Origin of the sequence: Devosia equisanguinis (assembly GCF_900631955.1) — a bacterium.
Classification (GTDB): Bacteria; Pseudomonadota; Alphaproteobacteria; order Rhizobiales; family Devosiaceae; genus Devosia; species Devosia equisanguinis.
This window is the reverse complement of record NZ_UZWD01000022.1, coordinates 114,315-139,041: the sequence shown is the minus strand read 5'-3', so window position 1 is coordinate 139,041 and position 24,727 is coordinate 114,315. Positions and strand designations below refer to the sequence as shown.

The 24,727-nt window shown below is 62.8% G+C and carries 25 protein-coding genes and 1 riboswitch; of the genes, 9 read left to right on the top strand and 16 right to left on the bottom strand.

Translation table 11 applies throughout. From position 1 onward, the window contains the following. Positions 1-70: 70 nt before the first annotated feature. The gene (locus DEVEQU_RS07480; protein WP_126149953.1) at positions 71-637 is read right to left on the bottom strand and encodes a TspO/MBR family protein; all 567 of its coding nucleotides are present in this window, start codon (positions 635-637) and stop codon (positions 71-73) included. Positions 638-779: 142 nt separating this feature from the next. Here DEVEQU_RS07480 and DEVEQU_RS07475 point away from each other — a divergent pair, with 142 nt between their 5' ends. Next, the gene (locus DEVEQU_RS07475; protein ID WP_126149952.1) at positions 780-992 is read left to right on the top strand and encodes a SlyX family protein; all 213 of its coding nucleotides are present in this window, start codon (positions 780-782) and stop codon (positions 990-992) included. Positions 993-1,126: 134 nt separating this feature from the next. On the opposite strand, the gene DEVEQU_RS07470 is transcribed toward DEVEQU_RS07475, so the two are convergent. The 7 genes from DEVEQU_RS07470 to DEVEQU_RS07440 form a co-directional block, all read right to left on the bottom strand. Next, entirely contained in the window at positions 1,127-2,530 is a 1,404-nt protein-coding gene (locus DEVEQU_RS07470) for an NAD(P)(+) transhydrogenase (Re/Si-specific) subunit beta (RefSeq protein WP_126150003.1), read from the bottom strand. Positions 2,531-2,544: 14 nt separating this feature from the next. Then, positions 2,545-2,931, bottom strand: a complete 387-nt coding sequence (locus tag DEVEQU_RS07465; RefSeq protein ID WP_126149951.1) for a RidA family protein — start codon at positions 2,929-2,931, stop codon at positions 2,545-2,547. A 3-nt stretch (positions 2,932-2,934) separates the two neighbouring features. Then, positions 2,935-3,243: a proton-translocating transhydrogenase family protein gene (locus tag DEVEQU_RS07460; protein WP_046105516.1), complete on the bottom strand. Its 309-nt coding sequence runs from the start codon at positions 3,241-3,243 to the stop codon at positions 2,935-2,937. A gap of 1 nt (position 3,244) precedes the next feature. Further along, positions 3,245-4,723, bottom strand: coding sequence for a Re/Si-specific NAD(P)(+) transhydrogenase subunit alpha (locus tag DEVEQU_RS07455; RefSeq protein ID WP_126149950.1), 1,479 nt, complete (start codon positions 4,721-4,723; stop codon positions 3,245-3,247). Positions 4,724-4,789: 66 nt separating this feature from the next. Continuing rightward, positions 4,790-4,954, bottom strand: a complete 165-nt coding sequence (locus DEVEQU_RS07450) for an aa3-type cytochrome c oxidase subunit IV (protein WP_126149949.1) — start codon at positions 4,952-4,954, stop codon at positions 4,790-4,792. Between the two features lie 51 nt (positions 4,955-5,005). Next, positions 5,006-6,805, bottom strand: coding sequence for a M3 family oligoendopeptidase (locus tag DEVEQU_RS07445; RefSeq protein WP_126149948.1), 1,800 nt, complete (start codon positions 6,803-6,805; stop codon positions 5,006-5,008). A 90-nt stretch (positions 6,806-6,895) separates the two neighbouring features. After that, on the bottom strand, positions 6,896-7,654 hold the full coding sequence (locus DEVEQU_RS07440) for a sulfite exporter TauE/SafE family protein (protein ID WP_126149947.1): 759 nt from the start codon (positions 7,652-7,654) through the stop codon (positions 6,896-6,898). Between the two features lie 239 nt (positions 7,655-7,893). Here DEVEQU_RS07440 and DEVEQU_RS07435 point away from each other — a divergent pair, with 239 nt between their 5' ends. Both DEVEQU_RS07435 and serA read left to right on the top strand, forming a co-directional pair. Next, positions 7,894-9,066 carry a phosphoserine transaminase gene (locus DEVEQU_RS07435; RefSeq protein ID WP_223214144.1) on the top strand — a complete coding sequence of 391 codons (1,173 nt, stop codon included), beginning with the start codon at positions 7,894-7,896 and terminating at the stop codon, positions 9,064-9,066. A gap of 160 nt (positions 9,067-9,226) precedes the next feature. After that, positions 9,227-10,810: a phosphoglycerate dehydrogenase gene (serA, locus tag DEVEQU_RS07430; protein WP_126149945.1), complete on the top strand. Its 1,584-nt coding sequence runs from the start codon at positions 9,227-9,229 to the stop codon at positions 10,808-10,810. Positions 10,811-10,883: 73 nt separating this feature from the next. Here the strand turns inward: serA and DEVEQU_RS07425 are convergent, their stop codons facing one another. After that, positions 10,884-11,828 (bottom strand): DMT family transporter, encoded by a 945-nt coding sequence (locus DEVEQU_RS07425; protein WP_126149944.1) that lies wholly within the window; start codon positions 11,826-11,828, stop codon positions 10,884-10,886. Between the two features lie 151 nt (positions 11,829-11,979). Here DEVEQU_RS07425 and DEVEQU_RS07420 point away from each other — a divergent pair, with 151 nt between their 5' ends. Both DEVEQU_RS07420 and DEVEQU_RS19855 read left to right on the top strand, forming a co-directional pair. After that, positions 11,980-13,269, top strand: coding sequence for an adenylosuccinate synthase (locus DEVEQU_RS07420; protein ID WP_126149943.1), 1,290 nt, complete (start codon positions 11,980-11,982; stop codon positions 13,267-13,269). Positions 13,270-13,317: 48 nt separating this feature from the next. Beyond that, positions 13,318-15,291: a hypothetical protein gene (locus tag DEVEQU_RS19855; RefSeq protein ID WP_164550305.1), complete on the top strand. Its 1,974-nt coding sequence runs from the start codon at positions 13,318-13,320 to the stop codon at positions 15,289-15,291. 9 nt (positions 15,292-15,300) lie between these two features. Here DEVEQU_RS19855 and DEVEQU_RS07410 read toward each other — a convergent pair whose 3' ends face one another. The 3 genes from DEVEQU_RS07410 to thiB all read right to left on the bottom strand — a co-directional run bounded on the left by DEVEQU_RS07410 (position 15,301) and on the right by thiB (position 18,628). Continuing rightward, complete coding sequence (locus DEVEQU_RS07410) at positions 15,301-15,939, bottom strand: ATP-binding cassette domain-containing protein (protein ID WP_164550304.1); 639 nt, start codon at positions 15,937-15,939, stop codon at positions 15,301-15,303. Continuing rightward, a complete protein-coding gene (locus tag DEVEQU_RS07405) occupies positions 15,923-17,515 on the bottom strand; it encodes an ABC transporter permease family protein (RefSeq protein WP_126149941.1) in 1,593 nt (530 codons plus the stop codon). Before DEVEQU_RS07405 ends, DEVEQU_RS07410 begins: the two co-directional genes overlap by 17 nt. Positions 17,516-17,620: 105 nt before the next feature. After that, positions 17,621-18,628, bottom strand: coding sequence for a thiamine ABC transporter substrate binding subunit (thiB, locus tag DEVEQU_RS07400; protein WP_223214138.1), 1,008 nt, complete (start codon positions 18,626-18,628; stop codon positions 17,621-17,623). Between the two features lie 71 nt (positions 18,629-18,699). Then, a riboswitch (TPP riboswitch) is annotated at positions 18,700-18,800 on the bottom strand. Between the two features lie 27 nt (positions 18,801-18,827). Here thiB and DEVEQU_RS07395 point away from each other — a divergent pair. Next, positions 18,828-19,532: a thiamine diphosphokinase gene (locus DEVEQU_RS07395; RefSeq protein ID WP_164550302.1), complete on the top strand. Its 705-nt coding sequence runs from the start codon at positions 18,828-18,830 to the stop codon at positions 19,530-19,532. Positions 19,533-19,554: 22 nt separating this feature from the next. Here DEVEQU_RS07395 and DEVEQU_RS07390 read toward each other — a convergent pair whose 3' ends face one another. Continuing rightward, positions 19,555-21,372, bottom strand: a complete 1,818-nt coding sequence (locus DEVEQU_RS07390; protein WP_126149939.1) for an ABC transporter ATP-binding protein — start codon at positions 21,370-21,372, stop codon at positions 19,555-19,557. Between the two features lie 213 nt (positions 21,373-21,585). On the opposite strand from DEVEQU_RS07390, the gene rpmE reads away from it, so the two are divergent. Both rpmE and DEVEQU_RS07380 read left to right on the top strand, forming a co-directional pair. Next, complete coding sequence (gene rpmE / locus DEVEQU_RS07385) at positions 21,586-21,807, top strand: 50S ribosomal protein L31 (RefSeq protein WP_126149938.1); 222 nt, start codon at positions 21,586-21,588, stop codon at positions 21,805-21,807. A gap of 66 nt (positions 21,808-21,873) precedes the next feature. Next, positions 21,874-22,194: a YnfA family protein gene (locus DEVEQU_RS07380; RefSeq protein ID WP_126149937.1), complete on the top strand. Its 321-nt coding sequence runs from the start codon at positions 21,874-21,876 to the stop codon at positions 22,192-22,194. A gap of 6 nt (positions 22,195-22,200) precedes the next feature. Here the strand turns inward: DEVEQU_RS07380 and rcdA are convergent, their stop codons facing one another. The 3 genes from rcdA to DEVEQU_RS07365 all read right to left on the bottom strand — a co-directional run bounded on the left by rcdA (position 22,201) and on the right by DEVEQU_RS07365 (position 23,546). Continuing rightward, positions 22,201-22,725: a protease adaptor protein RcdA gene (rcdA, locus tag DEVEQU_RS07375; protein ID WP_223214137.1), complete on the bottom strand. Its 525-nt coding sequence runs from the start codon at positions 22,723-22,725 to the stop codon at positions 22,201-22,203. 313 nt (positions 22,726-23,038) lie between these two features. Then, positions 23,039-23,257 (bottom strand): hypothetical protein, encoded by a 219-nt coding sequence (locus DEVEQU_RS07370; protein WP_126149936.1) that lies wholly within the window; start codon positions 23,255-23,257, stop codon positions 23,039-23,041. 106 nt (positions 23,258-23,363) lie between these two features. Beyond that, complete coding sequence (locus tag DEVEQU_RS07365; RefSeq protein ID WP_126149935.1) at positions 23,364-23,546, bottom strand: DUF1192 domain-containing protein; 183 nt, start codon at positions 23,544-23,546, stop codon at positions 23,364-23,366. 106 nt (positions 23,547-23,652) lie between these two features. On the opposite strand from DEVEQU_RS07365, the gene DEVEQU_RS07360 reads away from it, so the two are divergent. Further along, positions 23,653-24,675 carry an NAD(P)H-quinone oxidoreductase gene (locus DEVEQU_RS07360; protein WP_206437809.1) on the top strand — a complete coding sequence of 341 codons (1,023 nt, stop codon included), beginning with the start codon at positions 23,653-23,655 and terminating at the stop codon, positions 24,673-24,675. The last annotated feature ends 52 nt before the right edge of the window (positions 24,676-24,727 follow it).

Sequence of the window (24,727 nt, the reverse complement as noted above, 5' to 3'; positions counted from 1 at the left end):
CTCCGAAGACTATTTGCCTTCAAATGAGCGTTCCCATCGCATTCGGCAAGAAGGAACTTGCCGGTAACCGTCAGCCAGCGGCGGGCGGCGCATTGTCCATGCCCTGCGTCAGGGCGAAGGGCGGGGTCCAGGCAGCGGCGAGCACCATGCCCAAAGCAGCGCTGAGACCCAGCCAACCAAGGACCGGCACCAGCAGCCAGCCTGCGGTGCGCGAGGCTTTACCAACGCGTTGGATGGTGGCCAGGGCCAGCAGAAAGAGGACGACGCTGACAATGCTCATCTGCAGAGAATCAAGCGGTGCGGTGATGAAGGGGACGGCAATGACACCGGCCATCAGCGCACCCAGCCACAGATGAAGACTGATATCGCCCTTGCGGGTGGCGATCCAGCCGGCAGCACCAAGCAGCGGCAGCATGGCGAGATGAGCTACGGCGCCGAGCCAGCCAGGCAGACCGAAGGGCGCGAAAAACAGAGGCATGAGGCCAACAGCTTCGGCGGCAAGATTGGCGAGACCAAACAGGCCAAGCGGGAGGCCGGCAGCGATCAACAGCCCGAAGGCGGCGCGGTAGCGCGCATTAGCGCTCACTGCCTGGGGGCGGGTGGACTGGGGAAGAAGGACTGCGCTGTTGGTGGCCATTTGCGGCTCCAGGGTGGCGTTTTCACCCAATTCAATGGCGCGGAAGGCAAACAGGTTCCCAATAGGTAAACTTGCTCGCGTGCACGAGCGCTTGAGCGAGGGCCTCAGTCAGCCTATGTCGAGAGCGCCAAGGAGATCTGCGATGAGCGAAAAAGACGATGTTGAAAGGCTGGATGGGCTGGAAACGCGCATTGCCCATCAGGATCAGGCTATCGAGGATTTGAACGCGGCGATCACCGAGCAATGGAAGGTGATTGACCTGTTGACGCGCAAGCTGACCCAGCTTGAGGAGCAAGTGCGCAGCGGCGCCTATATCGCCGATCCATCGACTGAGAGTCCACCGCCGCATTACTGAGTGTAACGTGATCCAAATGAAAAGGCCCGCAGAAGCGGGCCTTTTGTGTCTTGGTCGATCCTCGCCGCTCGAGCCTAGCTCTCGTGGCGCCGTAGCTTTAGGCGCCCCCCCGGGGCGATCTCATCCGCAACCGGCTAGTGGCCCAGGGCCTTGACGATCTCTTCGGTGACCTTCTTGGCGTCCCCGAACAGCATCATTGTGTTATCGCGGAAGAACAGTTCGTTCTGCACGCCGGCATAACCGGCGGCCATGCCGCGCTTGATGAACAGCACGGTGCCGGCATCCTCGACGTTGAGAACAGGCATGCCGTAGATCGGCGAGGTCTTGTCGGTCTTGGCGGCGGGGTTGGTCACGTCATTGGCGCCGATGACGAAGGCGACGTCCGATTGGGCGAATTCGGAGTTGATGTCTTCGAGCTCGAACACTTCGTCATAGGGCACATTGGCTTCAGCGAGCAGCACGTTCATGTGGCCGGGCATGCGGCCGGCAACGGGATGGATGGCGTATTTCACTTCCACACCGGCAGCCTTGAGCATGTCGGCCATTTCGCGCAAAGCGTGCTGGGCCTGGGCGACGGCCATGCCATAGCCGGGGACGATGATGACCTTGCCGGCATTTTTCATCAGGAAGGCGGCGTCGTCGGCAGCGCCTTGCTTGACAGGGCGGTCGTCTTCGCCTGCCGCAGCGGCCGAGGCGGTGTCGCCGCCAAAGCCACCCAGGATGACGGAGATGAAGCTGCGGTTCATCGCCTTGCACATGATGTAAGAGAGGATGGCGCCCGAGGAGCCAACCAGTGCGCCGGTGATGATCAGAGCGGTGTTGCCCAGGGTGAAGCCAATGCCGGCAGCTGCCCAACCGGAATAGGAATTGAGCATCGAGACCACGACGGGCATGTCAGCGCCGCCGATGGGGATGATCATCAGCCCGCCCAGGATGAGGGCGAGAATGGTGATGGCCCAGAACATCCAGGCCTGGCCGGTCATGGCAAAGGCGACCACCAGAGCCACGATGGCAATGCCGAAGGCAATGTGGATGAGATGGCGCGAAGGCAGGATGATCGGCTTGCCGCTCATATTGCCATTGAGCTTGGCGAAGGCGATGACCGAGCCGGTGAAGGTGAAAGCGCCGATGGCAGTGCCGATCGACATTTCAACCAGCGCCTGGGCGTGGATGTGATCCAACGTGCCGATGCCGAAGGCTTCGGGCGCGTAGAGCGCGGCGGCGGCCACGAAGACGGCGGCCAGCCCCACCAGCGAGTGGAAGGCGGCGACCAGTTGCGGCATGTCGGTCATCTTGACCGTGCGGGCCATATAGGCGCCGATGCCGCCGCCGAGGCCAAGGCCGCCGATGATGAGCAACCAGCTGATGAAATCGGAGGGCGCAGCGACGGCGAGGGTGGTGACGATGGCGATAGCCATGCCCACCATGCCGAACGTATTGCCCTGACGGGCCGATTTCGGGCTGGAGAGGCCGCGCAGGGCCAGGATGAAGAGCACGCCGGCGACCAGATAGAGCAGGGCGGCGATATTTGCGTCAATCATGATGAGGTTCCTTAGCGAACCGCCATGACTTCGACTTCGGCCAGAAGGGCCGGCGAGATCAGGCTTTTGACGATTACGAGGGTGCTGGCGGGCTGGGCCGATCCGAGCCATTTGGTGAAGGCGGCGCGACTGGCGCGCAATTGGTCAGCATCGGTCAGGAAGGTGCGGGCTTGCACCACATCTGCCATGGTGAAGCCGCCATCGACGAGAATGGACTCGATGTTCTGGAAGATGAGCTCCAGCTGTGCCTCGATGCCCTCGGGGATAGACCCATCGGCGCGGATCGCCACTTGGCCCGACGTCGTGAGGATGGCCTGAGGCGCCGTTGCGAGCACGCCGTGACTGTATTGAATGGGGGGCGTCGATAGGCCCGCGCCGGAAAGGTTACGCCTTTCCATCGGCTAGCCCTTCTTCTTGTACATGGCCAGCATGCGCTGGGTGACCAGGAATCCGCCGAAGATGTTCACGCTGGCGAACACAAGGGCGATGAAGCCAAAGAGTTTGCTCACCCAACTGGCGTCATGAACCATGTTGACGCCCACGGCGAGCAATGCGCCCACCACGATCACCGAGGAGATGGCGTTGGTGACGCTCATCAGAGGGGTATGCAGGGCCGGGGTGACGCTCCAGACCACGAAGTAACCGACAAAGATCGCCAGGACGAAAATGGCGAGGCGGAAGGTGAAGGGGTCGATTGCGGACATATCCATCTTACTTGCCTTCCTCTGGCTTGGCGGCGGGCTTCTTGGAGGCCGGTTTTTTGGCGGCTGGCTCTTTTGCAACAGCGTCTGCCTTGGGCGTTGCAGGCTTGCGAGCAGGCGCCTTCTTGGCGACGACGGGCACGGCAGGTGCAGGTGTCACAACCGCTTCGGGCGCGGGCGCTGCTTCGGCCTTTGGTGCCGCCTTTTTGATGGCTGCGGGTTTCTTGGCCGCACCGGTCTTGACCGGCGCGTCCTTGGGCTCGGCCTTTGCCGCGGGCTTTTTCGGGGCCGGCTTGGGTTTTGCGCTCACCACATCACCAGAAACCGCACCTGAGGGTGCCGTGACGATGTCGCCGGTCTTGGCAGCGGCCACAAAATTGGGGTGCACGACAGCGCCGTCGCGGGTCAGCACGGTGGCCTTGACCAGTTCGTCGTCCCAGTTGATGGCGAGCTTTTTCTCCTTCTTGTCGACAAGGGTGTCGATGAAGGACAGCAGGTTACGCGCATAGAGCTGGCTGGCGGTGGTGGGAATGCGACCGGCCAGATTGGTGTAGCCGATGATGACAACGCCGTTGTGGTCGATAACCTTACCAGGCTGGGTCAGTTCAACATTGCCGCCGCGTTCAGCCGCGAGATCGACGATCACCGAGCCCGGAGCCATGCTTTCCACCATGGCGCGGGTCACCAGCTTGGGTGCCGGACGGCCCGGGATGAGGGCAGTGGTAATGACGATGTCCTGCTTGGAAATGTGTCCGGCGACCAGTTCGGCTTGCGCCGCCTGCTCGTCCTTGGTCAGCTCGCGCGCATAGCCACCGGTGCCGGAGGCATCCTTGAGAGCCTCGGTCATGATGAACTTGGCGCCGAGCGATTCCACCTGCTCGCCGGCAGCGGCGCGCACATCGGTGGCTGATACGACGGCACCGAGACGCTTGGCCGTGGCGATGGCCTGAAGGCCAGCAACGCCGGCGCCCATGACGAAGGCCTTGGCGGGGCGAACGGTGCCTGCGGCCGTCATCATCATCGGCATGGCGCGGTCGAAGACCGAGGCTGCTTCGATCACGGCCTGGTAGCCGGCGAGATTGGCCTGGGAGGAGAGAATGTCCATCACCTGGGCGCGGGTGATGCGTGGCATGAATTCCATGACCATGGCGGTGACGCCGGCCTTGGCCAAGGCGGCGACGTCGCCGTCATTGCCATAGGGGTCAAGGGCGCCGATCAGCAGCGCACCGGGATTGACGCCGGCCAGGTCGGCCGCTGCGGGGCGGCGGACCACCAGCACGATGTCGGCGCCCGCGAGCGTGGTCCTGGCATCGGCGCCGATGGTCGCGCCGCTGGCCGAGAACTGCTCGTCGGCAATGCGCGAGCCTGAGCCCGCGCCCTTCTCAACCGTGACCCCGGCGCCCAGGCCGATGAGCTTGGCGACCGTTTCGGGGGTGGCCGCAACGCGGCTTTCACCCTCAGTCCGCTCCCGCAGGACGGCAATCTTCATGGAAACTCTCTCCTACCCGCCTGCCGACGGGCAGGCTGTTTCACGGGCCTGCTTGTTGAAAACCGATCAGTGGATGACCACGAAATACAAGACCACCATCAGTGCGGCGATGCCGTAGACCGACCACTTAACCCCGGTAATGAAGCCGTTATAGGTCTTTTCGTGTTCTGCATAATCCATGCCGGATTCCAGTACGGGGTCGGTGTGGTGCTGTGCGTGGGTTTTGGCCATTGGGTCCTCAAAAGTATAGTCGTCTATTCGGGCTAATCCGAAAGTCCAGCCTCAGGGGCTGGTGGCTTCCAGCTCGTCGATCAACCGCTCGATCATCGAGAGGCCAAGCGACCAGAATTGGGGATCTTTTGCATCCAGGCCAAATGGCTTGAGCAATTCGGAATGATGCTTGCTTCCCCCCGCCTTGAGGAGCTCAAAATAGCGCTCCGCAAAGCCTTCGCTTGATTTCTCATACTGTGCGTAGAGCGAGTTCACAAGGCAGTCGCCGAATGCATAGGCGTAGACATAGAAGGGGGAGTGGATGAAGTGCGGAATATAGGTCCAGAACACCTCATAGCCCTCATTGGCGACGATACCGTCGCCCAGCGACTCCGCCTGGACTTCCATCCAGATGGCATTGATCTCTTCGGTGCGCAATTCGCCCTGGCGGCGGGCGGTGTGGACCTTGCGCTCAAAGGTATAGAAGGCGATCTGCCGCACCACGGTATTGAGCATGTCTTCCACCTTGGAAGACAGTAGAGCAAAGCGCTGCTTGGGATCGGTGGTCTTGTCGAGCAGGGCGCGGAAGGTCAGCATTTCGCCAAAGACCGAGGCAGTTTCGGCCAGGGTCAGTGGAGTGTTGGCCAGGATCGGGCCCTGTGCGGCGGCGAGGCGCTGGTGGACGCCGTGCCCCAGCTCATGGGCGAGCGTCATGATATCGCGGGTGCGGCCGAGATAGTTCAGCATGAGATAGGGATGGGCGCTCGGCACGGTGGGATGGGCGAAGGCGCCCGAGAGCTTGCCATTGCCGGTGGGCGCATCGATCCAGCCGGAATTGAAGAAGGGTTTTGCGACCTCGGCCAGTTCGGGTGAGAAGCGGCCATAGGCGTCGAGCACTGTGGTGACGGCGGTGTCCCAGTCCCAGACCCGCTCGTCGCTGGTCGGCAGCGGCGCATTGCGGTCCCAGGCATTGAGCTTGTCCTTGCCGAACCACTTGGCCTTCATCTTGTAGTAGCGGTGGCTGAGGCGCGGATAAGCTGCCTGGACGGCAGTTTGAAGGGCGTCGACGACCTCCCGCTCGACCGAATTGGCCATGTGGCGGCTATCGGCAATGTCCTGGTAGCCGCGCCAGCGGTCGGAGATTTCCTTGTCCTTGGCCAGGACATTGGTGATGTGGGTAACGAGCCGCCCATTGGCGCCCAGCGTCTTGGCAACGGCGTGGAAGGCGGCTTCGCGCTTCTTTTCGTCTTTCTCGGAGAGCAGGTGCAGCGTGGATTCCAGATTGAGCTTTTCTCCCTCGACCTCGAATTCCAGCGTTGCCAGCGTCTCGTCATAGAGCCGGTTCCAGGCGGAGAAGGCCGTGACCGACTTGTCGTGGAACAGCTCTTCGAGCTTGTCGTCGAGCTGGTAGGGCTTGGCCTTTCTGAGGTCCGCAAACCAGGTGCGGTAGCGGGCCAGCTCGGGATCGCGCTCGAGCGCGGCGTCGAGCTCGGCGTCCTCGATGCGGTTAAGCTCAAGCTCGAAGAACAGCACCCGGGTCGAGAGGGCGGTCAGCGCCTCATTGGTATCGCCCATGAATTTGGCGCGGTCGGGATTGGTGGAGTTCTGCGCATATTGCAGGAAGGCATAGGAGCCGATGCGGCCGGTGAGATCGCCCAGGGTCTCGCTGTCCTTGATGGCCTTGATCAGGCCGCCGGAGCGGGTGAGATCGAGCAGCTTGCCCTTGTAGGCCGCCTCGAACTTGTTAGCGAGCTGCTTTGCCTCTTCCAGCCCGGCCTTGAATTCGGCGCTGTCCTTGCCGGGATAGAGGTCGGACAGGTCCCAGACGGGAAGGTTGCCGAACTGGTTGTGGGTCTTCTGTGCGGCGGACATGAACGCGACTCCCGAAACGAATTTTCGGGGCGGACCTTAGCCAGTGGGCAGGGGGATGTGAAGGTGGTGGGGTGACGCGGTCGGCATAGTCTATCCCGCCATGAGCCGATGCGTGCCCTCCCAGATCAGTTGCAGCGCCAACAGGAAGACCAGCCAATAGGCAATGCGGTAGAAAAGGCGAGCGTCGATGCGGCGCACGAGATAGACGCCGAGGAATACGCCCAGCACGCCCACCGGCGCCAAGGCCGCCGAGAGCATCAGATTGTGCACATTGAGCTGGCCAAGGAAATAATAGGGAATGAGCTTGGCGGAATTCACGATGGCGAAGAAGAAGGCGGTGGTCCCGGCGTAAAGGGCGGGGGCCAGCTTGCGCGGCAGCACATAGATCTGAAACGGCGGGCCGCCGGTGTGGGAGATGAAGCTGGTGAAGCCGGCGACAGCACCCCAGAATGCGCCCCAGGGCTTTGACGGCGGCAGGCCCTCGAGCTTCTTGCGGATGGGAAAAACAGCGTCGAGCACAAAGAGCAGAGTAACGACGCCGACCATGAGCAAAACGACGGCATCGCTGACCACGGCCCAGAGCGCCCAGCCGATCAGCGTGCCCACGGCAGCGCCGGGCAGCATGATCCGGAGCAGGCTCCAGTCGCATTCCTTGCGATACATCCAGATGGCCACCGCATCCATGCAGAGCAGCACCGGCAACATCATGCCGGCCGCATCGCGCGGCGCCATGACCAGGGTCAGGAGCGGCACGCCAACGACGCCGAGCCCGCCCAACAGGCCCGCCTTGCTGAGCCCGACAATAAGGACCGCCACCACGGCAATCGTGACGAAAACGGGATCGACCATGGGGGAATTGCGAATCCGGAACAGGAGGGGTGCACAAACCCATCCCGAAGGGCCGGTTTTGTCAACTGAGGGTAGGCTGAGCGGCGAAATGAGCTTTTGCGGGCACCGGGCCGAAGCGGCGCAAATGCCGGCCAAAATATCGATTGACGGCGGTGTTGGCGCGGGAGTATCTGCGTCCTCAGGACATCTCGCCCTAACGCGAGACCATAGGCCTGGGAGGGCCGCTTAAGATGGCAGATATGCCCCTGACCGCACCGGCGGTAAAACCGGAAAACCCCAATTTTTCGTCGGGCCCATGTGCCAAGCGTCCAGGCTGGACGATCCAGGCGCTCGCGGATGCGCTGACCGGTCGCTCGCACCGCGCCAAGATCGCCAAGGCCCGTATTCAGGAAGCCATCGACCTTACCCGCAGCCTGCTCGAAGTGCCGGCCGATTATCGCATCGGCATCGTGCCGGCTTCCGACACCGGCGCGGTCGAAATGTTCATGTGGAGCGCGCTGGGTGCCCGCGGCGTCGATATGCTGGCCTGGGAATCCTTCGGGGCCGGCTGGGTCACCGACGTGCAGAAGCAGCTCAAGCTCAGCGATGTCCGCGTTTTCGAAGCGCCCTATGGCGAATTGCCCGATCTGGCGCAGGTCGATTTCAAGCGCGACGTGGTCTTCACCTGGAACGGCACCACCTCGGGTGTGCGCGTCCCCAACGCCGACTGGATCCCGGCTGATCGCGAGGGCCTGACCATCTGTGACGCCACCTCGGCGGCTTTTGCGCAGAAGCTCGACTTTGCCAAGCTCGATGTTGTCACCTTCTCCTGGCAGAAGGCACTGGGCGGCGAGGGTGCGCACGGCATTCTCATCCTGTCGCCGCGCGCCGTCGAACGGCTCGAGAGCTATAAGCCCGACCGTCCGCTGCCGAAAATCTTCCGCATGACCAAGGGCGGCAAGCTGATCGAAGGCATCTTCAAGGCCGAAACCATCAATACGCCGTCGATGCTGTGCATCGAAGACGCAATCGACGCCATGAAGTGGGGTGCCAGCATTGGTGGGCTCAGTGCCATGCAAGCCCGGGCCGATGCCAATTTCAAGGTGCTTGCCGACTGGGTCGCCAAGACCGATTGGGTGGATTTCCTCGCAAAGCAGGCCGATCAGCGCTCCAACACCTCGGTGTGCCTGTCGATCGTCGATGCCGAGATCGCGGCGCTCGATGCCGATGGACAGGCGGCCTTTGCCAAGGCCATCGTCGCCCGCCTCGACAAGCTCGGCGTCGGCTATGATTTCGGCTCCTACAAGGATGCTCCGGCGGGCCTGCGCATCTGGGCCGGTTCGACCGTCGAAGCCGACGATCTCGCCAAGCTGACCCCGTGGCTCGATTGGGCTTTCGCCCAGGAAAAGGCCGCGCTCAAGGCTGCTGCTTAACTCATTTGCCGAACCTTCTGCTGTCGTCATTGCCTGGCTTGACCGGGCAATCCATGGACCACCCGGTCAAGCCGGGTGGTGACGGCAGCGGAAAATACCTTGTGTATCAATCAAGCGGCGCTGACGGACCTGCTGCCGCAGCCAAATTGGAAAATCCCAAATGCCAAAAGTTCTCGTTTCCGACAAGCTGAGCCCCACCGCCGTCCAGATCTTCAAGGACAATGGTGTCGAGGTCGACTATCTGCCCGATCTGGGCAAGGACAAGGAAAAGCTGCTCGAAGTCATCGGCCAGTATGATGGACTGGCCATCCGTTCGGCCACCAAGGTGACCGAGAAGATCATCGCCGCGGCGAGCAATCTCAAGGTGATCGGCCGCGCCGGCATCGGTGTCGACAATGTCGATATTCCGGCGGCGACCAAGAAGGGCATTATTGTGATGAATACGCCCTTCGGCAATTCGATCACGACGGCCGAGCACGCCATTGCCATGATGATGGCGCTGGCCCGCCAGTTGCCGGAAGCCGATGCTTCGACCCGCGCATCGAAGTGGGAAAAGAACCGCTTCATGGGCGTTGAGGTCACCAACAAGACGCTTGGCCTGATCGGCGCCGGCAATATCGGCTCGATCGTGGCCGACCGCGCCATTGGCCTGCGCATGAAGGTCATCGCCTACGACCCGTTCCTCACGCCCGAACGCGCCCAGACCCTGGGTATCGAAAAGGTCGAACTCGACGACCTTCTGGCCCGCGCCGACTTCATCACGCTGCATACTCCGTTGATCGACGCCACCCGCAACATCCTCAATGCGGAAAACCTGGCCAAGACCAAAAAGGGCGTGCGCATCATCAACTGCGCCCGTGGCGGTCTGATCGATGAGGAAGCGCTTTACGCTGCGCTCAAGTCCGGCCATGTCGCCGGTGCGGCGCTTGACGTGTTCCTGGTCGAGCCGGCCGAGAACAATCCGCTGTTCGAATTGCCGAATGTGATCTGCACCCCGCATCTTGGCGCCTCGACCACCGAAGCGCAGGAAAATGTGGCGCTGCAGGTCGCCGAGCAGATCTCGGCCTATCTGATGACTGGCGAGATCACCAATGCGCTGAACTTCCCATCCATCTCAGCCGAGGAAGCACCGCTCCTGACCCCGTGGGTCAAGCTCGCCGAAACGCTGGGTTCGTTTGCCGGCCAACTGACCGAAACCGCGATCTCGGGCATCAAGATCGAGTTCGAGGGCAATGTGGCCCAGCTCAACACCAAGCCGATGATCGCTGCCGCCATCAATGGTGTGCTCAAGCCGTCGCTGGGCGATATCAACATGGTCTCGGCTCCGCAGATCGCCAAGGATCGCGGTATCACCGTCGAAACCACTAATCGCGATCGCCAGGGCTCCTATGAGGGCTATATCCGGCTGACCATAACGACCGAGCGCCAGGTGCGTGGCCTTGCCGGTACGCTGTTCGCCAATGGCAAGCCGCGCATCATCCAGGTCAAGGACATCAACATGGAAGCGGAACTGACCCCGTCCATGCTCTATGTCACCAATGAGGACAAGCCGGGCCATATCGGCCGCCTGGGCACGCTGCTGGGCACGCTGGGCATCAACATCGCCAACTTCAATCTCGGCCGTGCCGAGGTGGGTGGCGATGCTATCGCGCTGATTTCGATCGATGGCACGCTGACCGAGGCGCAACTGGTCGAGATCGCCTCGCTGGAGGGCGTGAAGCAGGCCAAGGCGCTGAAGTTCTGAGGCGCTTACGCGCCAAGACCATGTGAAGCTTACAAAGGCCGGCGCGTTGCGCCGGCCTTTTTGCGTATGGCGTTCAGGCCTTTTGTCGTGCGGCCCATTCGGCCAGGACGATGCCGCCAATGATGATGCCGGCGGCGATGAAGTGATAGGGCTGGAGGCTTTCTCCCAGGATCAGCACCGAGCCCAGTGTCCCGAAGACCGGGATGAGATTGTGGGTGGGCGCGGCGCGATTGGCGCCCACCAGTTCCACCCCGCGGGCATAGGCGATCTGGCTGACCATCGAGGGAAAGATCGCGATATAGATGATGACGAGCCAGACGGCTGTCGAGGCGCTGCCCAGGCTGGCAATGGCGCCCAGCCCGCCACCGAATAGTGCCAGCATGATGAGCCCGGTGATGGCAGCGCCGGCGAAGGACACGGCCATGAAGCTCATGAGGTGCATTTTGGGGCGGAAGCGCAAACCCAGCGTATAGGCCATATAGGAAATGCAGGCGAGGATGACGAAGCCGTCGCCAAGGTTGACGTCGAGGGTGAGCACACGCAGCGGATTGCCGTGGGTGGCGGTCACGAGCACGCCGAAAATGGCCAGCAGCACGCCGATGATCTGCGCGAAGCGGGCGCGGACCCGGAAGATGATGAAATTGGCGCCCAGGATCATCATGGGCAGGGCAGCCTGGACGATGGCGGCGTTGATTCCACTCGTCGTCTGCAGGCCGACATAGAGCAGAACGTTGAAAAAGGCGTAGCCCACCGCGCCATAGGCCATGAGGATCGGCCAGGACTTTCGCACGACGGCCCAGTCCTGGCGCAGATGGCTGATCGAGAAGGGCAGGATGAAGAGCGTCGCCAGCACGCAGCGGCTTGCCAGCAGCAGAAAGGGGTCGATTTCCCCGGTTACCATCTTGGCGGCGACGAGATTTCCACCCCAAAAAAGCGGGGCCAGGATCAATAGAAGGTAGGGTTGATCGAGAAAGCGGGCGGTTATGCCGCGATTTTGGTGTGTCTGCGGCTTTGTCATAATGGCTTTGGTGATGTAAGGACAGTTGGACTTACCAGTTATTCGGCCACATTCAAATCAGACAAAGGTGGCTGGGGGGACGGACGTCCAATTCGAAGGGGCCCGCTGACGCGCGGCCCTATTGTCGCGTTTTCTTGAGGAAGACTGGAATATGGCGAATGTGGTTGTCGTCGGCTCGCAATGGGGCGACGAGGGCAAGGGCAAGATCGTGGATTGGCTTTCGGAGCGCGCCGACGTCGTCGTGCGCTTCCATGGTGGCCACAATGCCGGCCATACGCTGGTCATCGATGGGGTGAGCTACAAGCTGGCGCTGCTGCCGTCGGGCCTGGTGCAGGGCAAGCTCAGTGTTATCGGCAATGGCGTGGTCGTGGATCCGCACCATTTCGTCGCCGAGATGGCCAAGCTGCGTGGCCAGGGCGTTACCATTACCCCCGAGATTCTGCGGATTGCCGATAATGCGCCGTTGATCCTGTCGCTGCATCGCGAGCTGGACGGTATTCGCGAAGACGCCAATTCCGGGCTCAAGATCGGCACGACGCGCCGCGGCATCGGTCCGGCCTATGAGGACAAGGTTGGCCGCCGCGCCATTCGCCTGGTCGATCTTTCAGAACCCGATACGCTGATGCCCAAGATCGAGCGCCTGCTCGCGCACCACAATGCGCTGCGCCGCGGCATCGGCCTGGCGGAAATCGCTGCCGACACGATCTATGAAGAGCTGACCTCGATCGCCGGGGAAATCCTGCCGTTCATGGATCAGGTCTGGCGCGTGCTCGACGACAAGCGCCGCGAAGGCGCGCGCATCCTGTTCGAAGGCGCCCAGGGCGCGCTGCTCGACAACGATCACGGCACCTATCCGTTCGTAACCTCCTCCAACACCGTGGCCGGCCAGGCCGCCGCCGGCTCGGGTCTCGGCCCCACTGCCATCGGTTATGTGCTGGGGATCACCAAGGCCTATACGACCCGCGTCGGCGAAGGCCCGTTTCCTTGCGAGCTCGATGACGAGATCGGTAAGCATCTGGCGACGGTGGGCAAGGAAGTGGGCGTCAATACCGGCCGTCCGCGCCGCTGCGGCTGGTTCGATGCCGTCTTGGTGCGCCAGACGGTCAAGACCTCGGGGATTACCGGCATTGCACTGACCAAGCTCGACGTGCTCGATGGCCTCAAGGAGATCAAGGTGTGCGTCGGCTATGAGCTCGACGGATCACGGATTGATTATTTGCCTGCCTCAATGGGGGCACAAGCGCGGGTTAAGCCGATTTACGAGACGCTGGAAGGCTGGTCGGAGACCACAGCAGGCGCGCGCAGCTGGGCCGAACTGCCGGCGCAGGCCGTCAAGTATGTCCGCTATATCGAAGAGCTGATCGGCGCTCCGGTAGCGCTATTGTCCACCAGCCCCGAACGTGCCGACACCATTCTGGTGGTTGACCCGTTCCAAGACTGAAAAATTTTGCTACAAGACGTCGCTGCAATTGTGAGTACCAAGTAACCAATGGCGGACTACAAGGAGCTGTTGCGCCGTGCGATTACGGCGCTGCCGGAGAACAACGGGGCCGCGCGTCGCGCGGTTTATGAGAAGGCACGCACGGCCCTGGTCGGGCAGTTGCGCGCCATCCAGCCGCCGTTGCCGGCGCGTGAAATCACGCAACATCGCCTGCAATTGGAAGATTGTATCCGCCAGGTCGAGCAAGAGGCCAGCGAAGCCGTGATCATGTTGGGGCGGGACACCGCCCCAATTCCGCGCGAGCCGCTCATTCCGGTGGCGCCAGTTCCCAAACCCGCGCCCGCGCCACAGGCCGCCGCGCCGGTGGTCACCCCCCAGCCGCAATTCACACCGCCGCCCAAGCCGGTGCAGGTGCAAGCCCCGATGCCCGTCGCGGCAGTCCCGGTGGAGCCGGAAATCGATGAGCCGGTTCCGGAACCGGTCTCCATCGAGGACATTATCGGGGAAGCAGCCGAGGCCAGTGGCGCCGCGGTCGAGGCCGTCGAGCCCGATGTGGTAACGGCTGAACCCCTGCCACCGCCGGTGGTGGCAAAGCCGAGCCAGACACCGCAGCGCGCCGATCTTCGCGCCGTGGAGCCGACCCCGCTCAAATCTCCGTCCTTTACCGCCCGTCGTGACAGTCCCGCGCCGCTGGCGGCAAATTCCGACTTTGTTGCTCCCGCAAGCCTGCCGCGGATCGAGTCAGGCCTGGGCGCCACGGCGCTGGCGCGCCAGCCGCAGGTGCAGCCGGTCGCAATCGAACCGGTCTTGCCAGTGGAACCGGCGCTTTCGAGTGTGCGCGAGGTCGATCTGGAAGATGACGCCCGCGAAGCCGAAGGCGTGATCGAACGGGCGATCGAGACGCTGGATCGGGAAGCTCGTGGCGAAGCAACCGAGGCGCTTCCCGATCGGTCTGAAACCCGCGCCGCTGGCGCGCTTGATGGCGATGCCAGCGACGACAGCGGCTTTGCCACCGTGGGTGCCGAGCAGCGCTCGGGCGCCGGGGTGACCATTTTTCTCGTCGTGTTTGCGCTTCTGCTGGTTGGCGTGGGCGGTGCCGGCTTCTGGGCCTGGCGCGAGGGCTATGTCGATCTCGACCAGATGTTCGGCCGCGCCCAGACCACGACGACGCAAACCGCACAGAATGTCGAGACGCCCAATACGCCTTCGATGGACGCAATGACCACTGCGCCGGGCACAACCGGTGAAGAGGCTGTGGGCCCCGGCAACACCGCCACCACGGTGACGCAGGAGCCGACCAACGCGCTCGAAGGACTCGAGACCGAAGACAGGCTGGAGCCGACGCCGGAGGCCGTGGTGCCCAGCGGCAGTGAAACCGTGCTGCCATCGATCAACAGCAATGGCGAAGCCAAGACCGAAGAGCGGCTGTCCGGGCAGGACACCAGTATTGCGGCGACCAACGACCCCAGTGCCAGCGTTGATCCATCCGTGCTTGCCGGTAGTCAGTCGCTGCTGCTCGAAGCCTCGACCGATGGTCGCGGCGGCGCAGTGCCGTTCTCGGGCACGGTGGACTGGAGCGAAGGCGTCGACGAGATCGGCCTGCCGACACTGGTTGCCGAGGCCAATATTCCGGCGCGCAATCTCAAGGTGTCGCTGACCATTCGCAAGAACTCCGATCCAAGCTTGCCGGCCAGCCATTTGATGGAAGTCACCTTCGACGTCTCCGATACCTTTATCGGCGGCTCGATCTCGACGCTGGCTGGCGTGCTGCTCAAGGATGAGGAACTGGTGCCGGGCACGGCGCTGGTCGGCGCTTCAGCGCGCGTTGTCGGCAATTCCTTCCTCTTCGCGCTCAGCACCAGCGGCGACGATGTGACCAACAATACCCAATTGCTGTCATCGCGGCGCTGGATCGACCTGGCCATTGTCTATGGAACCGGCCGCAATGCCATCCTGACCCTGGAAAAGGATGATGAGGCGGAGGCGCTGTTCCGGCAGGCGTTTGCCGCCTGGAACCCGTAAGCAAAGCGATCAGGCGGCGATGAGCCGCCCGTCACTCAAGCGATAATGGCGCTGGGCCAGAGCGGCGATGTCGTCGGCATGGTGACTGACGAGCACTGTGTGCCAGCCATGGCGGCGGGTCAGTTCGGCCACGAGATCGCGCGTCGTGCGCCGCGTCTCATCGTCCAGTGCCGAAAACGGCTCGTCGAGCAGCAGGACGGGCCGGTCACGCAGCAAGGTGCGCGCCAGGGCCACACGCTGCTTTTGACCGCCTGACAGTGTGGATGCCGGTTTGTCGGCAAACTCGCCCAGCCCTACCTCCGCAAGAGCGGCGCGGACCTTTTCTTTTCCCGTGCCCTTGTCGATGCCCTTGGGCAGGCCAAGCGCCACGTTATCGGCGGCGGTGAGGTGATCGAAGAGATTGTCCGCCTGCAGCAGCAGCGAGACCGGCCGCTTTTCCGGCGGCAGGGCGGCGATGTCGGTGCCGTCGAGCAAGAGCGTTCCGGCACTTGGGGAAAGAAAGCCGGCCAATAGATCGAGCAATGTCGATTTTCCGGAGCCACTGGCACCGGAAATGGCGGTGACCTCGCCGGCCTCGGCGCTCAGACTGAAATGGTAGGGGCTGGTTTGGCCGGGATGGGCGAAGACCAGATCATCGGCGCGGAGCATGGGCGATCCTTTCGATGAGACGGGGAAGGCCGACAAAGGCGGTGATGGTGCCGATGAGTAGGAGCGCGGCGATGGCGGCGGCATCGTTGTTGCGATAGGCGCCGAGGGCTCGGAACATCATCAGGGGCAGGGTCTGGAAGTCCTGCGTGCCGAACAAGGCAATGACTCCGAGATCGCCGAGCGAAAAGCAGAAGGCGAGCGCCAGCATCAGCCCGATATCGCGGCCAAGCAGGGGATATTCGATGGTCAGGAATTGCCTGTAGCCATTGATCCCCAGCGACCGGATCAGCTTGCCGCGGCTGCGCACGATGGCATCGAGCGGCGGGCCGAGCGTGGCGATGGCAAAGGGCAGGGCGAGAAGGCTGTTGGCAAAGACCACAACGAAGGGCGCCGCCACGCCAGTGGGCATGCCCGCTTGCCGCACGAGCAGGAAAAAGCCAAGCGAGAGCACCACCGCAGGTACGGCGAGATAGGCATAGGCCGGGGCGCCGAGCACGGTGCGGAGCGCTGGGGTGGCGGCGGCGCTGCGTCCCAGGGCCAGCCCCAGTGCCAAAAGCAAAGTGAGCAGCGCCGAGGCTGAGCCGATCAACAGGCTGGTCAAGGTGGCGCGCCAGAAGCTCGGCTGCGCCAGGACACGGCCGAAGCCCCCCGCCAGCCCGTCGATCAGCACTGAGAGCAGGGGCAGGAGGAAAGTGGCTGTGCCCAGGATCAGCACCAGCCATTGCAGCAGCCGCGCCAGTCCCATGTCGCGCCAGGCGGGCTGGGCGGAGCGGCCAAGGGCCGCCGGAACCGGCGTGAGGGCCGAGGCGAGCAGGATGACGACGGCGCAGACCGCGATCTGAGTCAGCGCCAGACGCACCGCGCCGGTAAGGTCGAAATCGAGCCGGACGGCGGAATAGATGGCCACTTCCAGCGTCTGGTTGGCGGGGCCGCCGCCGAGCAGCAAGACAATTGGAAAGCTGGTGAAGGCAAGGAGGAAAATAATGGCGCCAAGCCCCGGCAGGCTGCCGCGCAAAGTGGGCCAGTCGATCAACCGGAAGCGTTGCCAAGCCGACAGCGCCAGAGACTGCCCGACCTTGAGCCGATTGGCTGGAATGGCGTCGAGCCGGGCGAGCAAAATGCGCGCCGCAAAGGCGCCGTCGAGAATGACATGGGCCAGCAGGATGCCCGAGAGCCCATAGGCGGGGCTGTCTATGGTGACGCCGAACAGCGACTGGCTCAATTGGTTGATCCAGCCATTTCGCCCCCAAATGGAGATGAGCCCGAAGGCCACCACCATGCCGGGGGTTACGATGGCGGCGGCGAAGAGGCCGACTACCAAGTCCCGACCGATAAAGCGCAGGCGATTGAGCGACCAGGCGATAGCCGTGCCGATGCCGAGCGACAGGACGGTGGTGAGGCCAGCCTGGATGGAGGTCATGCGCAGAAGGTGTGGGATATCGATGCGCGAGGTGCCAGCGCTATCGCCAGCGGCGGCAAGAATGGCCCAGAGTACCGCGGCGATGAGGCCGGCGATCAACAGCGACAAGGCTGTGGCGGCGGCGATGCGATAGGGACGATGGGGAAGGGTCAGCATGGTTCTCACCTGCCACCTCCTGAAAGACTTTGCGTGCAGAAACTGCGCCTCCCAGACCAATTGTGGGAGGCGCCGACTGTTGCCCTATGTGGTAGGCGGGCTGGCTTACTGAACGGCGGCCAGCATCTCGTCGATCCAGGCCGCAGAATTGGCCGTTATGTCCTGTTCGGGAATGGTCAGTGTCTTTTCCGGCTGCGGCAGCGTGGCGAAAGCAGGGTCGAGATCAGCGCCTAGGTCGATCACCGGGAACATCCAATTGGTTGTCGGGATCACCTTCTGGCCTTCTGGCGAGGTCAGGTAGGCGAGGAATTGCTGCGCCAGATCCTGCTGGTCGGAAGACTTGAGAATGCCGGCCACTTCGATCTGCGGGAAATGGCCTTCGCTGAACAGAGCCGCCTTGATGGTGTCGTCGCCGTCCTCGATGATGTGGTAGGCGGGCGAGGTGGTGTAGGAGAGCACCATGTCGACTTCGCCATTGAGAAAGAGCGAATAGCTCTCGCTCCACTCGCGGGTAATGGTGAGGATATGCGGCTTGAGACCGGCCCAGATTTCGGGGGCGCGGTCGCCATAAGCGGCCTTGACCCAGAGCAGGAGGCCGAGGCCCGGCGTGGCCGAACGGGGATCCTGGATCGCGATCTTGACCGTATCCGGCAGTGCAATCAGATCTTCGAAGGAAGCCGGCGGCACCTGCATGGTGTCGGTGTCGTGCATGAAGGCGAAGTGCGAAAAGTCGAAGGGCACGAACTGCGCATCGGTCCAGGTCTCGGGCAGAGCCAGATGGCTGAGGTCGAGGCCGTGATCGGCAAAGAGACCGGTGGCGCGGGCTTCCCCGGCAATGGCGGTATCGAGGCCAAGCAGGATATCTGCCTCGGTGCTTGGGCCTTCAAGTTGGGCGCGGCGCAGCGTGCCGATGGAACTGTCGGCGGCCACCCAGTTCACGGTGCAATTGCAGGTGGCCTCGAACCCCTGCTTGAGCTTGGGGCCGGGGCCCCATTCGGCGGCAAAGCCGTCATAGGTGTAGATGGTGAGCGTCGGACGGTCTTGTGACAATGCGGGCGCTGCGGACAATCCGGCAACGAGGACCGCAAGCGCCAGTGTCAAGGATTTTGCCACGGTCTGCTTCCCTTCAATGGTTTGCGGCCATGGGTGAAGGGATCTTGTCAATGGAGAGGATGCGCGAGATGCACCCTTGCCATCTCGAACTTCCTCCGCCAGCATGACCTGGTTCAGGTTCTATGGGTAACTCTCAGCTCCGGCGGTAACCGGAACACCCCAGCGAGACGGTGCGGACCATATTGAGAGAATGCCGAGAGTGCAATCCCCCTCCCTGAACGACGAATCGCCGCTTCCCCTCACCTTCGATCAACCGGTCGCTATTGTAGGCGGTGGGACGGTCGACAATGCGCTGCTGCAGGACCTGCATGAGCGCGGTGTGGTGCTGATCGGTGCCGATGGCGGTGCCGACGCTATCGCGGCGGCCGGACTGGTGCCCGCGGCGATTATCGGCGACCTCGATTCGCTGCAGGATCGGACCGGCTGGGAAAGCCGCAGCCGCGTCATCCACATACCCGAGCAGATCACCACCGATTTCCAGAAGGCGCTCTATTCGACCCGGGCGCCGGTGACGCTGGCGCTCGGAATGACCGGCAAGCGGCTTGATCATACGCTGGCAGCGCTGAGCGCGGTTTTGCAGGTGGCGCCTGACCGGCATGTGCTGCTGGTGGACGAGGTCGATGTGGCGTTGGCGGTGGTCGGGCCCTTTGCCTTCGAGGCCGACCGGCGCGAGCGCGTATCGGTGCATCCCCTGCTGCCGATCCGCTTCCGCCGATCGCTGGGCCTGTTCTATCCGCTCGATGGCCTCTTCCTTGAGCCCGGTGGCCTGCTGGGCACGTCCAATGAGGGCTCGGGTGGGCGCGTTGAAATCGTGCCGGCCGATGCCACGCCCTGGCTGCTGATCCTTGGGCGCGCGCGGCTTTACGACTTGATCGATGCCTGCCTCTTGGCCGGAAAGCCTTGAGCGGCCTGCGCAGAGCCCGGGATTACCTGGCTTCGGCCAGGCGGAATTGCAGGCGCGCCAGCTCGGCATAGCGGCCGCCCTTGGCGACCAATTGGTCATGGGTGCCCTGGTCGATGATCTGGCCATCGTCGAGCACCAGAATAGTGTTGGCGTCGCGGATGGTGGCGAGGCGATGGGCGATCACCAGCGTGGTACGCCCTGCCATCAGATGTTCGAGGGCCAGTTGCACCAGGCGCTCGCTCTGCGCGTCGAGTGCCGAGGTGGCCTCATCAAGCAGGAGGATCGGGGCATTCTTGATGATGGCGCGGGCAATGGCGAGGCGCTGCTTTTGTCCGCCCGAAAGCATGACCCCGCGCTCGCCAACGACGGTGTCATATCCCATGGGGAGATCGGAGACGAAATCATCCACCAGGGCGGCCTTGGCAGCGGCGATGACCTCGGACATGTCGGCGCCGGGTTTGCCGAAACGGATATTGTCAGCAATGGTGCCGGCAAAGATCACCGGCTCCTGCTCGACATAGGCAAAACGCTGCCGCAGATCCTGTTGGCGCACCTTTCGGATATCGACGCCGTCGACGCGGATCGTCCCCGAAGTGACGTCGTAAAAGCGTTGCAGCAGCGCCAGCGTGGTGGATTTTCCGGAGCCGGAGGGGCCCACGAGCGCAACGGTCTCCCCCTTGGAGACGGAAAAGTTCAGGCTCTTGAGTACCTTTTCCCCATTGGGCCCGGCATAGGAGAAATCCACATTGTCGAACTGGACGGTGCCTGGTGAGGGCGTAGGCAGGGGGACCGGCTGGGCGGGGTCGTTGATCTCGGCATCGGTATCGAGAATCTCCATCAGCCGTTCGGTAGAGCCGGCTACGGTCTGCAGCGTGCCCAGCACTTCGGAGACGTTGGTCAGCGCGCCTGAAGCCATCAGCGCATAGACAAGGAACTGGGCCAGCTGCCCGGCCGTCACCGAGCCGTCGAACACGGCGCGTGCGCCCCACCAGACGAGGCCAACAAGTGCGCTGGTGCCGAGGAACATGACCAGCGCCACGAGAAGCGAGCGGGCACCGAGCCGACGGACTTCGGCGCGATAGCTGGCTTCGCTGTGGCTGTCGTAAATGCCGGACTGTACCTGTTCCTGGGTGAAGGCCTTCACTGTGCGCGTGGCCCCCAGCATTTCGGTGGCCATCGCCGAGAGATCGGCCAGCGCATCCTGGGTCTTGCGCGACATGCCGCGCAGGCGGCGGCCATATAGAATGACCGGGACAAGTATGGCTGGCACGGCGATGACCACAGCCAAGGTCAGCACAGGGCTGGTCAGAATCATCATCACCAGCGCGCCGATGATGGTGACCATGGAGCGCAGGGCGAGCGAGAAGCTGGAGCCGACAGCGCCACGAATGACAGCGACGTCGCCATTGAGGCGGCTGGTCAGTTCACCAACGCGGTGATTGTCGAAATAGCGGGTGTCGAGCGCCAGGAGATGGGTGAACACGGCCTGCCGCAGATCGGCAAGAACGCGTTCGCCGACCACGGAGATAAAGTAGAAGCGCGCGCCGCTGCCAATGGCCATGACCGCGGCGATAGCGATGATGATGAAGCCGTAGCGGCCGACATTTTCGAGGTTCTCGGCCAGAAACCCTTCGTCGATGGCCCCACCCATGAGCGCCGGGATCGCCAGAGAGGAAATGGTCGAGACCAGCATGAACAGTAGAGTCAGGCTCAACCGCACTGGATAGGCGAGCATGAAGGGCAATAGACGCCGCAGTGGTCTCAGGCGGCGCGGCGCCTGGGTGACCTCGTCCACGATCTTTTCGGGGTCGGACGTGGCCGACACGGCCTGGTCTGTCATGCTGGGATTGCGCCGTATTTGTTGCTGGGCCCGGCGGGCTGCCGGCGATCGTCACCATATAGGTGTTGCGATCGGGGCGGGCAACTGCGCGGGGCGCGGTAAAATTGCCGCTCCCATGCCCTTGCGGTCGGGGCCTGCTTGTTGTAGGAAGCCCGCCAATACCAGATTTCTGCTCTCCGGGCGCTGCGGCGCCCGTTTGATTTGAGGCGCGCCATGAAGAGTGACATCCATCCCGACTACCACATGATCAACGTGGTCATGACTGACGGCACCACCTACCAGACCAAGTCCACTTGGGGTAAGGAAGGCGAAACGCTGCAGCTCGATATCGACCCGAAGACTCATCCCGCCTGGACCGGCGGCACGGGCCAGCTGATGGACCGCGGTGGCCGTGTCTCGCGCTTCAAGGAGCGCTTCAAGGGCCTGGGCCTCTAAGGCATCTGGACAATCTATTACAAAAGCCCGGCCATTGCGCCGGGCTTTTTTGTTGGAGCGGGTGCCATGGCCTTCGTCATTTTTCTGGGGGCGGCCGTCTTTGAAATCATCGGCTGCTATCTGATCTGGCTCGCGGTGCGCCAAGGGCAGCTCTGGATGTGGGTACCGGCGCTTGCGGCCCTTGGATTTTTCGGTCTGTTGCTGGCCCTGAGCGGCATGGACAGCGCCGGACGCGCTTTCGCGCTTTATGGCGGCATCTACATCCTGGCTTCGGTGCTCTTCATGATGGGCGTGGAGGGGATCAGGCCGGATCGCTGGGACATGATCGGCGCCGGTCTCGCCATTGCCGGTGCCGCCGTGATCTTCCTCGCGCCGCGCGGGGCGTGACGGGGATCAGTCGACGCGGTTGAAGGCGGCCTTGAGGCGAGCGAGCTGGTCGGCAATGCCATTGGCATTGTTGGGGCCGGTCTGCTCGGGCACGTCGCCGCGTTCCAGCGCATCGAGCTGCATCACCCGGGCAAAGAGCCGGTCGCCGCGGTCGATATAGTCGCGCAGGCGTTCAGGCAGGAGGTCATAGCCCGGGCCGCCGCGCTGCGACGGCGTGGCCGAGAACTTGACCTTCTCCTTTTCGGAGCGGGCATTTTCGCGGCTGATCTCGCCTTCGTTGACGGCGCGCTGCAGCAGCAGCCAGGAGGCCAGCTGCATGAGACGGGTAGTGAGGCGCATGGATTCGGTGGCGTAGAGGAAGCCGGCCTCGCGCGGCAGGATGCGGCTTTCTGCCCGTCCCTCGGCGTCAAGATAGGCAGCGACCGTTTCGATCAAGGCCATGCCTTCGCGATAGAGCATGTCGAACCCGCCCGACGCCACAATGCGCGGACCGATCGAAACTGCCTGTCGTGTATCCCCGAACTCGGCCACGTGACCTCCAGTGTTAGAGCCATGCTATGCGCAAAGCCCGCCCGCGTCATCCGTTGCCACTCAGTATTCTAAAAATCTGGTTTAAGATTGGCCGCCAACCCAAAGGCCAAAAAAGAAAAAGAGCCGCAAAATTTACGGCTCTCGAAGTTAACAGGGAGGCGTCAAACAGAGGGAGAAACCACTCTGCAAAATTCAGAAAATCTGAATACCATGACCTTACCGCGAAAAGCTTAATTGGAGCTTAACGTGAAGCGATCTCTTAACCCTGATGCCTGATAGCGGAAAATCGGGGTGAGGTAAGGACCGGCACTGTTCAGAGCCATGCCTGTTGTCGACGGCGTCGCATGGCCAGAACCTGCCGCATGAACAGCAGGACCGGCTCGCTGTGCCAGGCCTGTTCCAGGACATCGCGCGGCGCCCGCAGCGGATGATGGATTGCCTCACGCTCGGGCGCAGCTTCAAGTTCGGTGGTGAGGAAGTAGAACCCCGACAGCAAGAGCAGCGCCGCTATGGCAAACAGATTCCATTCCATGTGGCGACGCCCCCCGATGCCTGAAGCCTCACCACTAAGGCCGTGGTAACGACAAGCGAAGGTTTACCAGTCGTTATGACTAACGGTGCTGGTGAACTGCGCCGGACTAAAACTTGAAGGCGGCTTCAGCGGCCTGGCGGCTCTTGTCCTTGGCGGCGATGGCCTGGCGCAGGCGCTCGATCTCGGTTTCAAGCAAACCGATGCGGGCGTCGAGTTCTTCCACGGACAGGGCGTCGAGCAGCATGCCGATCTCATGGGTCTTCCTGGGTTTCGGATCTTCATCTAGCATGGGCCGCTCCATTCGTTCTGGGGCTGTCGCATTTGGGGCAGACAACTTGTCTCAGCTTAGCCGAGCGGGCTTGTCGAACAAGCCGGCTTGGACGATTCTGGTTCACATGATCCTTCCTCACGACATGACCTATATCGACATCTCCACATCAGGTAGTCCGGAGGTCTTGGTGCCGCAGCGCACCACCCTGCCTGAGGTCGGCGCAGAGGAGGTGCTGATCCGGATCGCCGCTGCCGGCGTCAACGGTCCGGACCTGGCACAGCGGCGCGGCCAATATGCGCCACCGCCCGGTGCTTCCCCGATTCCCGGCCTTGAAGTGGCTGGAGATGTCGTGGCGTTGGGCGCGGCGGTCAAAGGCTGGTCGATCGGCGACCGGGTGATGGCTCTCACCAATGGCGGAGGCTATGCAGAATATGTGGCGGTGCCGCAGGGCCAGGTGCTGCCTGTGCCTGCCGGATGGGATTATGCAGAAGCGGCGGCATTGCCCGAGACCTGGTTTACGGTGACCCAGACCCTGGTAATGCGGGCCGGCGTCGCGCCTGGCATGTTCGTTCTGGTCCATGGCGGCGCAGGCGGCATTGGCGGCGCCGCCATCCAGATAGTGACGCTCCTGGGCGCCAAGGCCATTGCGGTGGTGTCGGACTCCGCCAAGTTCGACTATTGCCTGGGGTTAGGGGCAATCGCGGTGATCGATCGCACCGCTGACGACATTGTCGAGCGGGTGAAGGCGATAACGGGCGGGCACGGGGCCGACCGCATAGTCGATATCGTTGGCGGAGACATGGCAGCGGTCAATGTCGCGGCGGCGGCGCGCGGTGGCCATATCGTGCAGATATCGACGCTGGAAGGGGGGGCGGCCAATGTGCCTTTGCGGCAGATGATGGCCAAGGACCTGACGCTTTCCGGCTCGACCTTGCGGCCGCAAAGCGCTGCGGTGAAGGCGGCCATTGCGACCCGTCTTGCCAGCGACCTGCTGCCCAGGCTTGGCAGCGGCGCCGGCGTCCGCCCGGCTGTCACCACCTTCCCGCTCGAGGCAGCGTCCGAAGCGCATCGGGTTATGGAAGGGCGCGGGCATCGCGGCAAACTGGTGCTGCTCACGGCCTTCGGCATGACGGAAAACGCGATATAAACATTGCGGATCGACCCGCAAAACCTTATATTGTGCGCAGTTCCCCCTCAGC